Annotated in this window: 13 protein-coding genes; 8 read left to right on the plus strand and 5 right to left on the minus strand. The window is 69.7% G+C overall.

The genetic code is table 11. From position 1 onward, the window contains the following. A partial coding sequence (locus VFF46_RS37980) for an L-serine ammonia-lyase, iron-sulfur-dependent, subunit beta (protein ID WP_325042117.1) occupies positions 1-181 on the plus strand: 181 nt, incomplete at its 5' end. 18 nt (positions 182-199) lie between these two features. Here the strand turns inward: VFF46_RS37980 and VFF46_RS37985 are convergent. Continuing rightward, positions 200-892, minus strand: coding sequence for an SDR family NAD(P)-dependent oxidoreductase (locus VFF46_RS37985; protein ID WP_325042118.1), 693 nt, complete (start codon positions 890-892; stop codon positions 200-202). A gap of 50 nt (positions 893-942) precedes the next feature. Between VFF46_RS37985 and VFF46_RS37990 the strand changes: the two genes are divergently transcribed. The 4 genes from VFF46_RS37990 (at position 943) to VFF46_RS38005 (ending at position 3,208) form a co-directional block, all read left to right on the plus strand. After that, entirely contained in the window at positions 943-1,773 is an 831-nt protein-coding gene (locus VFF46_RS37990) for a helix-turn-helix transcriptional regulator (protein WP_325042119.1), read from the plus strand. Between the two features lie 119 nt (positions 1,774-1,892). After that, positions 1,893-2,513 carry a hypothetical protein gene (locus VFF46_RS37995; RefSeq protein WP_325042120.1) on the plus strand — a complete coding sequence of 207 codons (621 nt, stop codon included), beginning with the start codon at positions 1,893-1,895 and terminating at the stop codon, positions 2,511-2,513. Between the two features lie 27 nt (positions 2,514-2,540). Then, on the plus strand, positions 2,541-2,777 hold the full coding sequence (locus VFF46_RS38000; RefSeq protein ID WP_325042121.1) for a CopG family transcriptional regulator: 237 nt from the start codon (positions 2,541-2,543) through the stop codon (positions 2,775-2,777). After that, positions 2,774-3,208 carry a PIN domain-containing protein gene (locus tag VFF46_RS38005; protein ID WP_325042122.1) on the plus strand — a complete coding sequence of 145 codons (435 nt, stop codon included), beginning with the start codon at positions 2,774-2,776 and terminating at the stop codon, positions 3,206-3,208. Before VFF46_RS38000 ends, VFF46_RS38005 begins: the two co-directional genes overlap by 4 nt. Here VFF46_RS38005 and VFF46_RS38010 read toward each other — a convergent pair. Both VFF46_RS38010 and lysX read right to left on the minus strand, forming a co-directional pair. Beyond that, positions 3,205-4,119 carry a hypothetical protein gene (locus VFF46_RS38010; RefSeq protein ID WP_325042124.1) on the minus strand — a complete coding sequence of 305 codons (915 nt, stop codon included), beginning with the start codon at positions 4,117-4,119 and terminating at the stop codon, positions 3,205-3,207. The genes VFF46_RS38005 and VFF46_RS38010 overlap by 4 nt on opposite strands. Before the next feature lie 68 nt (positions 4,120-4,187). After that, positions 4,188-7,544 (minus strand): bifunctional lysylphosphatidylglycerol synthetase/lysine--tRNA ligase LysX, encoded by a 3,357-nt coding sequence (gene lysX, locus VFF46_RS38015; RefSeq protein ID WP_325042125.1) that lies wholly within the window; start codon positions 7,542-7,544, stop codon positions 4,188-4,190. 108 nt (positions 7,545-7,652) lie between these two features. On the opposite strand from lysX, the gene VFF46_RS38020 reads away from it, so the two are divergent. From VFF46_RS38020 to VFF46_RS38030, 3 genes are all read left to right on the plus strand, one after another. After that, a complete protein-coding gene (locus VFF46_RS38020) occupies positions 7,653-8,396 on the plus strand; it encodes a DUF998 domain-containing protein (RefSeq protein WP_325042126.1) in 744 nt (247 codons plus the stop codon). Further along, positions 8,314-9,063, plus strand: a complete 750-nt coding sequence (locus VFF46_RS38025; RefSeq protein WP_325042127.1) for an alpha/beta hydrolase — start codon at positions 8,314-8,316, stop codon at positions 9,061-9,063. The genes VFF46_RS38020 and VFF46_RS38025 overlap by 83 nt, the downstream gene beginning before the upstream one ends. A gap of 196 nt (positions 9,064-9,259) precedes the next feature. After that, positions 9,260-9,427, plus strand: a complete 168-nt coding sequence (locus VFF46_RS38030; protein ID WP_325042128.1) for a hypothetical protein — start codon at positions 9,260-9,262, stop codon at positions 9,425-9,427. Here the strand turns inward: VFF46_RS38030 and VFF46_RS38035 are convergent. Both VFF46_RS38035 and VFF46_RS38040 read right to left on the minus strand, forming a co-directional pair. After that, positions 9,420-10,649 carry an ROK family transcriptional regulator gene (locus VFF46_RS38035; protein WP_325042129.1) on the minus strand — a complete coding sequence of 410 codons (1,230 nt, stop codon included), beginning with the start codon at positions 10,647-10,649 and terminating at the stop codon, positions 9,420-9,422. The two genes, VFF46_RS38030 and VFF46_RS38035, sit on opposite strands and share 8 nt — an antisense overlap. Positions 10,650-10,822: 173 nt before the next feature. Continuing rightward, positions 10,823-11,233, minus strand: a 411-nt coding sequence (locus VFF46_RS38040; protein WP_325042130.1) for a helix-turn-helix transcriptional regulator, incomplete at its 5' end; no start/stop codon positions are given.

Below are 11,233 nucleotides of genomic sequence, written 5' to 3' on the forward strand. Positions count from 1 at the left end.
GAACGCGATGGCGTCGGTGAAGGCGATCAACGCGGCCCGGATGGCGATGCACGGCGACGGCGTGCACGTGGTCACGCTCGACAAGGTGATCAAGACGATGCGCGAGACCGGCCGGGACATGAAGGTCAAGTACAAGGAGACATCCCGCGGCGGACTCGCCGTCAACGTCATCGAGTGCTGAGGGTGCTGAGGGCGCTGGTCACCACGGCACGGTGCCGTGCAGGTTCAGGAACTCGGCGGTCGGCCCGTCCGGTCCGATCGTGGCCAGCCGGACGATGATGTCCGCGCCCTCCTCGACGGTCTGGTACCCGTTGTGGCCGTTGAAGTCGGTCGCGGTGTAGCCCGGGTCGACGGTGTTGATCCGCAGGTTCGGCAGCTGCCGTGCGTACTGCACCGTCAGCATGTTCAGCGCCGCCTTCGAGGCGCCGTACGCCGGAGCCGGGACCCAGACCGGCACCGTGTCGACCGCGTCCGGGTCCACCGCGGCGGCGATCGAGCCGAGGCCGCTGGAGACGTTCACGACCACCGGGTTGGCGCTGCGCTCGAGCAGCGGCAGGAACCGGCGGATCATCCGCACCGGTCCGTACACGTTCAGGTCGAACACCTGGTGGAAGTCCGCGGCGGTCAGCTCCGGCAGCGGCTTGCGCGGCCCGGAGATGCCGGCGTTGTTGATCAGTACGTCGAGTTCGTCCAGCTGTTCCGCCGCCGCGTCGACCGATTCGTCGCTCGTGACGTCCAGCGGGAGGTACCGCGCGCCGAGTTCGCTCGCGGCCTGCCTGCCACGCTGGGGGTCGCGCGCTCCGACGTACACGGTATGTCCGGCCTCGATCAGCCGTCGGGCGGTTTCGTAGCCGAGGCCCCGGTTGGCCCCGGTGATGAGGGTCGTCGTCATGGGACTAGCAGTACCAGGCTGCGCTGGATCGCGCGCGGAATACTGGGGACATGGGTGAGCTCGGGAGGACGTTGCACGCCTGGCGGGACCGGGTGGCGCCGGCCGACGTCGGGCTGCCGCCAGGTGGGAAACGGCGCGCGCCCGGCCTCCGGCGTGAGGAGCTGGCGCTGCTGGCCGGGTTGTCCGTCGACTACATCGTGCGGCTGGAACAGGGCCGCTCGGACTCGCCGTCCGCGCAGGTGCTGACCGCGCTGGCCCGGGCGCTCCGGCTGTCCGATGCCGAGCGCAACCACCTGTTCGTACTGGCGGGTGAGGTGGAGCCGTCGCCCGGGCGGATCTCGACGTACATCCCGCCCGGGGTGCAGCGGATCGTGGACCAGTTGGAGGGCGCGCCACTGTGCGTGTGCGACGCGAGCTGGACGATGATCACCTGGAACCCGTTGTTCGCCGCGCTCGCCGGTGACCCGTCGCCGTGGCACGGCCGGCAGCGGAACATCATCTACCGGCACTTCCTGGCGCCGGCGGACCGGTTCGAGCAGACGCCCGAGCAGCAGCGGGACTTCCGGGCCGCGATGGTCACGGACCTGCGCGCGTCGCTGTCGCGGCACCCGAACGACACCGATCTCCGGGCGTTGATCGAGGAGTTGCGGACGGTACCGGACTTCGCGGCGCTCTGGGACCAGCCGATGGTCGGGTTCCACCGGTCCGAGCGGAAGGTCGTCCGGCATCCGGAGGTCGGTCCGTTCACGATCGACTGCGACGTGCTCGCCGTACCGGGCAACGATCTGCGGATCGTCGTCTACACCGCGGCGCCGAACAGTGAGGCCGCCGAGAAGCTCCGGTTGTTGTCGGTGATCGGCCTGCAGGAGCTCAGCCGCTGACGCACCGCATTGCTACGGTCGCGTAAGTAGTACGGAATTGCCGGAAGGTTTCGCTTTGGCGTGGAATCTCTTCCAAGGGCTGTTTGAAACGACTGGTCAGCCGATACCCTGCGGGACTTGTGAACGCGATGCCTGCCACGGCGACCCGCCGCCCGCTCTGGCAGCACCCGCGGCGCCGTCAGGTCGCCGCCGGCGTCGGCATCGTGCTGCTCGCGTACCTCGCGCTGTTCTTCGTCGCGCTGCTCGGCGGCCCGCGGATCGGAGCCCCGTTCCTGCCGCTCCCCGGCGGTGGCCCGGAGCCGGCCACCCCGGTCGCCGGCCTGCAGCCCGGTCAGCCGACCGCGAACGTCACGGTCCCGCACCAGCCCACGCCGACCCCGACGACCACCCCGGCGCCGACGCCCACCGCCGTACCCACGCCGTTGCTCACCGCAACCACTCCGCCCGGAGTCGCACGGTCGGCAGGCAGCATCCCGACGCCGTACCCGACCCGCGCCGGGGCGACGCCGACGCCGACGCCGCAGATCGTCGAGTCCACGGCCCCCACGCACCCGCCGGTCACCGAACGCCCACCGACCGCACCGCCCACCACGGCCCCGACCGCACCGCCGACGGCCCCACCGCCCCCGGACCCGACCACAACCCCAACACCGGACCCACCCACGCCAACCACCACCCCCAACCCTCCGGGCACCCTCGGCGGCTTCCTCGGCCGCCTCCTCCACAAGCTCGGGTTGTGACGGGTGTACGTGTGCTAGGGTTGGTACATGTCCATGAAGCGCACGAACGTGTACGCCGATCCCGAGGATCTGGCGTTGATCAAGGACGCTTCCCAGCGGCGGGGGATTCCGGAGGCCGAGATCATTCGCGAAGGCATCCACCTGGCCGCGATCGCGAACCGGGTGTGGGACGAGCCGCTCGACTGGCCGACCTTCGACGGCACCGGTGAGCCGGTGACCAAGGACGAGATCCGCGACCAGGTCGCACGGCGTACCGACCGGTGATCCTGGTCGCCGATACCTCCGGGATCATCGCGGCCTTCGATCGCAACGCCCGGGAGGGTCCGGCCTGCCGGAAAGCCGTGCAGGGGGCGGGAACCGTCATCCTGTCGCCCCTGGTCCTTGCCGAGGTCGATCATCTCGCCCGCGCGCGGCTCGGTGCGGCAGCCCGCACGCAGATCCTCGAGCTGCTGTCCGCCCAGGTGCAAAGGACGCGGTTTCAAGTGCCGGTCGTCGGCGCCGAGACGCTGTCGACGGCGCTCACCGTGATCGGCCATTATGCCGATCTGGACCTCGACCTCGCCGACGCGGTCACGGTCGCGCTCGCTGCCGACTACCGCACCGACGCCGTCCTGACGCTGGACCGGCGCGACTTCCGCGCCGTCCGCCCGCTGACTCCACACCCGGCCTTCCGGCTGTTCCCCGACGACCTTTAGTACGCCTCGACCTCGGTGGTGGTGGCGTTGCCGTTGGGGGTGGGTTGGAGGTTGATCTGCCAGCCCTGGTCGGGGGTGAAGGTCTGGGCGAACTTCTTGAACGTGCAGTCCGAGCGGAACTTGCGGTACTGGGGGTCCCAGTCGGCGCCGCTCTTGAAGTACAGGTGGTACGTGCCGCCGATCCGGTTCACGGTGATGGTCTTGGTGGCCTGGATGTAGATCATGATCTGCGGGCTGCCGGGTGGGCGGCCGTCGTTGACGATCGAGATCGCGACGTCGTTCGACGTGCCATTGGTGATCTTCAGCCGCCCGGACCCTTCAGGGCCGCGGCGGACCAGGACGTCGCCGCTCGCGGGGCGCTGGTCCTTCGGCGCCGGCCCGGGGTCGGGCAGGGTCGTGCCGAACTTGAGCCTCAGCCCCTGGAGCTGGACGAGCGCCGTACTCAGGTCGGCGCGCACCTGCCGCTGCACCTTCTGTGAGGTGTACGCGACCCCGCCGCACCGCGCGTCCTCCTCGGTCTGGGCCGACGAGCTGGTCAACCGGGTCGCCGCGACACCGATCCGTTCCTGCAGGAGTGCGTGTACGGCGCTCAACCGGGACGTCACGGTCAGCGCCGCCAGCCGGATTGCGATCGTGTTGAGCGACTGCGCCAGCGTGGTGATCGCCACGCTCAGGCCCTCCGCGGTCCGGACCCGGGTCAGCGCCTGCGCCGATCCGCCCAGCACCTGGTCGATCCGCGTCAGCTCCGCCTGGTACGCCGACGCGCTCAACGGACCGGCCGACGGTACCGACGACGCGGGCCCCGGCACGGCAGTACTCGAAGCCGACGGCACCGGATCCGGCCGCTTCGGATCCGCACCACAGCCTGCCAGCAGACCGATCCCCACACACAGCGCAGCCCAGCGCCTCATCCCCACCCCCAGGTCCCCACCCGACGAGACACCAGCATAGGTGGTGTCTGGTGACACCACCTATGTCATCAATCCCGGGTCGCCGGACGGACGAACGGGAAGGCCAGTGTGCTGCGGATGTTCTGGCCGGTCAGCATCATCATCACCCGGTCGACGCCGATCCCGAGACCACCGGTCGGCGGCATCGCGTACTCGAGCGCGGACAGGAAGTCCTCGTCCAGCGACATCGCCTCGGGGTCACCGGCCGCGGCCTTCAGCGACTGCTCGGTGAGCCGCCGGCGCTGCTCGACCGGGTCGACCAGCTCGGAGTACGCCGTACCGATCTCGGCACCGAACGCGACCAGGTCCCAGCGCTCCGCGAGTCGCGGTTCGGACCGGTGGTTCCGGGTCAGCGGCGACGTCTCCAGCGGGAAGTCGGTGTAGAACGTCGGCAGCATCGTGTTCGGCTCGACGAGCTCGTCGTACAGCTCCAGCACCAGCTCGCCCGCGGTCATCTCGAACGTCGTGTGTACGCCGTGTTCCGCGCACAGCTCGCGCAGCCGATCCACGGGCGTGTCCGGGTCGATCGGCGTACCTGCTGCCCGGCCGACCGCGTCGTGCACCGTGATCACCGGCCAGTCGCCGGAGATGTCGATCTCCTCGCCGTCCCGCCGTACGACGGGCTTGCCGTACACCGCGGTGGCCGCCTCGATCAGCAGCTCGCGGGTCAGCTCCCGCATCACCACGTAGTCGGCGTACGGCTGGTAGGCCTCGACCGAGGTGAACTCCGGGTTGTGCGTCGCGTCCGCGCCCTCGTTGCGGAAGTTCCGGTTCAGCTCGAAGATCTTGCCCATCCCGCCGACGCTCAGCCGCTTCAGGAACAGCTCCGGCGCGATCCGCAGGAACAGATCGGTGTCGTAGGCGTTGATGTGCGTGACGAACGGCCGGGCGTTCGCGCCGCCGTGCACCGCCTGCAGCATCGGCGTCTCCACCTCGACGAACCCGCGGGTCTCGAAACCGTTGCGCAGGGCCCGTACCGCGGCGCTGCGGTGCTGCATCATCCGCAGCGACTCCGGGTTCATCACCAGGTCGATGTGCCGCTGCCGGACCCGCGCCTCGGGGTCGGTGAAGCCCTTCCGCTTGTCCGGCAACGGGTGCAGGCACTTCGCGGCCATCGTCCAGCCCGTCGCCGCGATCGACAGCTCACCGCGCCGGCTGGTGACGATCTCGCCGGTCACGCTGACGTGGTCGCCGATGTCGACGAGCCGCCGCCACTGGTCCAGCGGTACGTCGCCGCACGACTCGGTCGTGAGCATCACCTGCAGCTGCGTCAGCCCGTCCTGCAGCTGCGCGAACGACAGCCCGCCGTGGTCGCGCATCCGCATCACCCGGCCGGTCAAGGACACGACATGGTCGGTGTGGTGGTCCGGCGGCAGGTTCGGGTACAGCTCGCGGACCCGTTCCAGGGTCTCGGTGCGCGGCACGCTGACCGGGTACGGATCGATGCCCGCGGCAACGAGTTCGGCGAGCTTGGTGCGCCGGATCTGCTCCTGCTCGGTGAGTTTGCGGACCGGCAGCGCGGGCCGCAGCAGCTCGTCCTCCTGCTCGCGTACGGCGCTGGCGAACGCCTGGCCGTCCGTGGCCATGATCGCGTGCCGCTCGCCCGCCTCCACGCTGTCTACACGTGTCCACGGCCGCGGGGCAGGCAGGAAGCCTTCCGCGGTACCGGCGGCGAGCACGACCTGCGCGAGCGACGCGCCCCGCGAGTAACACATCAGCCGCGGCGACCAGCGGGGCAGGTACTTCTCGTTCGACTGGTACAGACTCTCCAGCTGCCAGAACCGGGACGCCGCGGTCAGCAACGCGTTCGTGAGTCGCAGTACCGGACCGGCGCCGACCCGCTCGGCGTCGCTGAAGATCTCCCGGAACATCGCGAAGTTCAGCGAGATCCGGTGAATGCCGAGGTCGCTGCTCGCGTCGATCAACGCGGTGACCATGAACTCCATCAGCCCGTTCGCCGACTCCGGGTCGCGGCGCATCAGGTCCAGCGACACACCGCGCACCCCCCACGGCACGAACGACAGCAGCCCGCGGACCACGCCCTCGGCGTCCCGCGCGATCACCATCACGCAGCGCGCGTCGGCCGGGTCGCCGAGCCGCCCGAGCGCCATCGAGAACCCGCGCTCGGTACGCGCCCCGCGCCACTTCTCGGTCAGATGGACGTACTGCGCCAGTGCCTCGGGGGACAGGTCGCCGTGCCGGACCACCTGGGCGTGGTACCCGGCGCGCTGGACCCGGGTGACCGCCTGCCGGACCGGCCGCATGGTCCGGCCGTCGAGCGTGAAGTCCGCGACGTCGATGATCGCCTCGTCACCCATCGACAGCGCCCGGAGGCCCGCGTCGACGTACGCCTGCGCCGCCTCCTCGCTGGCCGACAGCACCGCGGGGGACCAGCCGTACCGCCGGGCCTCGGTGAGCCAGCGCTGGATCGCGGCCGGCCAGGCGACGGGGTCGCCGAGCGGATCGCCGCTGGCCAGGCTGACCCCGTTCACCACCCGGTACGCGATCGCGGCGTCGTTGCCCGGTGCGAACACGACCGCCTTGTCCCGGCGGGTCGCGAAGTACCCGAGGGAGTCCCGCTCGCCGTGCAGCAGGAGCAGCCGGCGTACCTCGAGTTCCTCGGGCTGGGTCAGGTACCGGACCCGCTGCGCGGAGCGCAGGAAGATCCAGAACGCGAGCACCAGCGAGGCTGCCGAGATCGCACCGACGGTGAGGCCGATCCAGCCGTGGCCCTCGTGGCCGCCCATCTTGTTGCGGGACTGCCCGAGAGCGGCGATCACCGCCCAGCCGATCTTCTGCCGCTGACCGCTGAGGGTGCGCGGGAAGAGCTGGGTGAGGGTGATGCTGACCGCGATCGAGATCAGCATGCCGAAGACGAGCGCGCCGATCGCGAGCCGCCGGCTACCGGGTGCGAGCCGGGCCGGGAACGCGGCGCGGATGGTCCACAGCAGGACGACGATCGCGGCCACCACGACCGCCTGCACGATGCCCCACTCCAGGTCCTGCATGCTGGCCGGACCGAAGTCGCGGAGCAGTTCGGCGTCCGTCGGGTTCGCCAGGCGGACACTGGTGAAGGCGATGCCGGCGACCTGCGCGAGCAGCCAGAGCGCCTCGAAGACCCACAGCACCCAGAGCAGCGCGGCCCGCTTACCGCGCAGCAGTGCGCTTCCGACGACCGCGAGGTAGACGGCGGAGAAGATCGTGTGCCCGGCCGGAATCCCGACGAAGTCGAAGGCGACGTCGACATGCTTGACCAGCCTCGGCTGGGCGAAACGCAACGGGATCGCAATAAATGACCAGACTGCGGCCAGCACAACGATGCGGCCCACCCAGACCGCTGCGCGTTGCTTCCATACCGGCACTACCACTGCTTGTTCCGACCGCACCAGCCGATCATCCCACTAGTTCGCTGAGACTTTGGTCGACCTAGCACTACCTCGACAGTACAGCTGACGCCACAGCCAAGACTTTGGTTGACATGCGACGGTGTTGACATGGTTGATGTGCCCTACCGCCTAGTCCGCAACCTGATGGTCGCCGCCGCCGTTCTCTACTGCAGTCTGCTGCTGGAAGCGGCCGCAGGGTATCCGCTGGACGTCCACCAGTCGTTCCTGAGCGAGCTGGGCGCATTGGACCAATCGACGAGTCTGTGGGCCCGGGCGATGGATCTGACCACGGGCGTGTTGCTGCTGGTCGCAGTACTGCTGTCAGGTCGCGCTGTACGTGGCCGGCGGGAGCTGGCTGGTCTGCTGGTCAGTACGGCGGCCTTCGCGCTCGGGACGTTGTTCGACGCGCTGTCGCCGATGGACTGTGCACCGTCGGCCAGTGATGCCTGCGGAGCGAACGGACAGTCCGGCACGGAGCTGATGCTGCACGAGGTCACATCCACGATCGCAGGGCTCGGCAGCATCGCCATGGGCGTCTATGCGGTGCTCGCACTCCGGAAAGCCGGCTGGGGTGGTGCTTGGGGCCGAGTGGTCGCCGTACTGGCTGCTGGTGTTGCTGTGACGCAGGCCTGGCTCGGTCTGCAGACAGGAAGCGATGTGATCACCGGTGACGACCTGGATGCGCCGGGCATCCTGCAGCGGGTGTCTGTGCTGCTTGTGTGCCTGATGCTGGGGTCACTCCTACCAGCCCTGAGGCAGGCTTATCTCGATGAGCATGACGTGGATCGTGGTGCCCGGCTTGGCCGAAGCCCCGGAGGAGTTCGGGCAGGTAGTCGAGCTGCTGCCCGATGAGGACCTCCGCGTGATCGACCCGTGGCGTACGCCGATCACGTCGGACGTCGACGCGCTGCGGGCCGCGGCCTGCGTACCGCCGGGGGTACCGGTCGGGCTGATCGGCCACTCGATCGGCGGGCTCGCCGTACTGCGTTGGGCGTTGACGCGTCCGGGTGAGGTGTCCCGGCTGGTGCTGGTGGACAGCAGCCTCCCGTCGGAGACCGGGTGGCAGCCGTTCCACCGTGGACAGCGTGGTGATCAGGCGACCCGTTCCGTGGTGCGCTTCCTCGGGCAGGTCGGCGTACCGCAGCTGGTCGGAACCACGGTACGACGGCTGAGCGTCCGGCTCGGCAGTACGTCCAACCGCGACCCGTTGTCCGGGGCAACCGCCAAGGAGCGGTACGGCGGGCAGGACTCGTGGCTGCGGTTCTGGGACGAGTTGGCCGGCAGTTGGCCGCTGGCTGCCGAGGTAGCCGAGCTGCTGGCGCGACCGATCGACAACATCCCACCGACGACGCTCCTGGTGGCTACTGGCGGCATGACCCGCTTCACGGCCAAGAGCTGGCTGACAGGCCAGCAGAAACTCGCCGCCACCCTCAACGCGTCTCTTGAAGTCCTCCCCGATTCGGAACACCTGGTCCAGCTGGACCGCCCGGACGCCATCGCGGCCGCAGTCCGGAAGTAGTAGCCCGCAGGTCCATGGATGCCGTACGCTCATTCTACTGAAACAGTCGTGGCAGTTACTTTTCGTAGTGGATGTGAGCTATGGGTGAGCGCATTCCGGTCGAGCTGCGGTGGAAGTGGTTCGTCGACGACCTCTGGACGCACTGGCGTCTGATCCACCGGCTGTACGTGAGCCGCGCGTACAGCTGGGACAGGCGGTGATCGTCATCACCTGCGCGGCCTGTGATCGGCGCATGCTGCTGCCGTTGAGCATGGTGACAGGCCTGGACCGCCGGCTCGATCTGGCCGGCCAGGTGCATTACGAACTCAGCTACACCTGCTGGTGCGGCGTACCCGGAGTCAAGCTGGTGGCAGGGCCTACGTAGTGCTGGTCATGGCCGGTGTCGGGAGTTTGCGCTGCCAGACCTCGTCCAGCGCCATCCGCATCGCACCAGTGACCACAGCGTCCTCGGCCAGCGCGGACAGCTCCAGCTTCGGGTGGTTGAGCGTCAGCAGCCGGAGCTGGTCCGAGATCGCGTCCAGCAGCACGGCGCCGGCGCGGGCGACACCGCCGCCGATGACGACCGCGGTCGGGTCGAGCACGAGTACGGACGGCGCCAGCGCCCGCGCGAACGTCCGGGCAACCTGCTGTACGACGGACTGCGCGACCGGGTCCCGCTCCGCCGCTGCGGCGAACACGTCCGCGGTGTCCAGCTGCTCGCCGCCCAGCTCGGCCAGCCGTGACTTCGGGTTGTCCAGCGCCGCTTGACGCCCGAGTGCCGCGATCGCCTCCGAACCGACCGCGCGCTCCAGCGGCCCGCGGCTGTCCTCCGGGTTGATCACGTCGTCGGTGTCCGTGGCGATGAAGCCGATCTCACCGGCGGCCCCGGTCCCGCGGTGCAGCCGTCCGTCGATGACGATGCCCGCGCCGAGTCGCTCACCCCACTGGACCGCCAGCAGCGTCCCGGTCCCACCACGCGCGGCGGCGATCGCCAGGGCGGCCAGGTTCGCGTCGTTGTCCAGCATCACCGGGCAGTCGAGCAGACCGCGCAGATGCTTGATCAGGTCGACCGCCGACCAGCCCGGCACGCTCGGCACCAGCTGGACCCGGCCGGTGTGCTCGTCGACGATGCCGGGGCTCGCGGCGACCGCGGCAGCGACGTCCTCGGCCGGCACTTCGGCCTCGGCCAGGGCCTCGTCGATCACCTCGCCGATCACGCCGAGCAGCTCCTGGGCGGACCAGCCCGGCCCGGAACGGCGTACCAGCGAGAGCTTGCGGCCGGCCAGGTCGGAGACGCCGACGGTCACCCGGTGCGGGCCGACGTCCAGTCCGAGGACCGGGGCGGCACGCCCGCGCAGCGAGACCCGGATCGCCGGACGGCCGAGCGAGCGGTCCGCGGAGTCCGGCCCGTGCTGCTGCAGCCAGCCGGCGTCGAGCAGCTCGTCGACGGCCTGGGCGACGGTCGGCCGGGCCAGCCCGGTGCGCTCGACCAGCTCGGCGACGCGCAACGGTGCGGGCGCGGACCGGCGGACCGCGTCCAGGACCGAGGCGACATTGATCCGCCGCAGCATCGTCGTACCGCCGCCGCCGACCGTTCCCTTGCTCATGTCCGACCCCTTGCCTGCCACCCGCACAGTATAGATAGCGAGCGTTCGTAAATACTGTCCATTCAGCGCGCCGACTGGCGGATGCCGGTGCGTGCGTCGACAACTATCACCCCGGGGACGCTCGATGCTCCAGTACACGCTCCCTGTCCGGAATCGGCACTGATCAGTCCTGGTCAGTCCTGGAGTACGGTCCGGGCGAAACTGCTCAGTGCCTCCCGGTCCGGTTGCTGCGTCTTGGTCATCAGACTGGCCACGTGCTTCTCGACCGTACGCGGCGAGATGTGCAGCCGGGACGCGATCGACTTGTTCCCGATCCGGTCCACCAGCAAGCGGCAGACCTCGTACTCCCGGGTGGTGATCCCGAGTTGCCGCAGGTACGCCGGAACCTGCTCCGACCCGTCCCGCCGCTGCGAGACCGTGGCACCGAGCTGCCGCATCAGCCCGCGGCACGCGCTCGCGACCGCCGGGATGTTCGCGTTGTGGAAGTAGTCCTCGGCCAGCCGCAGCCACGCGACCGGCTCACCCCAGCCGTCCGCGGCGGCCGGCTCAGCCACCAGCCGCAGCCCGAGATGCCGCGCCAACGG

It is taken from the genome of Kribbella sp., assembly GCF_035655035.1.
GTDB lineage: Bacteria > Actinomycetota > Actinomycetes > Propionibacteriales > Kribbellaceae > Kribbella.

Bases quoted from the DNA above. Each gene is read 5' to 3' on its own strand.
- VFF46_RS38035 (WP_325042129.1), bottom strand. From the start codon at position 10,649: ATGAGCAAGGGAACGGTCGGCGGCGGCGGTACGACGATGCTGCGGCGG.
- VFF46_RS38010 (WP_325042124.1), bottom strand. From the start codon at position 4,119: ATGAGGCGCTGGGCTGCGCTGTGTGTGGGGATCGGTCTGCTGGCAGGC.
- VFF46_RS38020 (WP_325042126.1), top strand. From the start codon at position 7,653: ATGGTTGATGTGCCCTACCGCCTAGTCCGCAACCTGATGGTCGCCGCC.
- VFF46_RS37990 (WP_325042119.1), top strand. From the start codon at position 943: ATGGGTGAGCTCGGGAGGACGTTGCACGCCTGGCGGGACCGGGTGGCG.
- VFF46_RS38000 (WP_325042121.1), top strand. From the start codon at position 2,541: ATGTCCATGAAGCGCACGAACGTGTACGCCGATCCCGAGGATCTGGCG.
- VFF46_RS38025 (WP_325042127.1), top strand. From the start codon at position 8,314: ATGAGCATGACGTGGATCGTGGTGCCCGGCTTGGCCGAAGCCCCGGAG.
- VFF46_RS37985 (WP_325042118.1), bottom strand. From the start codon at position 892: ATGACGACGACCCTCATCACCGGGGCCAACCGGGGCCTCGGCTACGAA.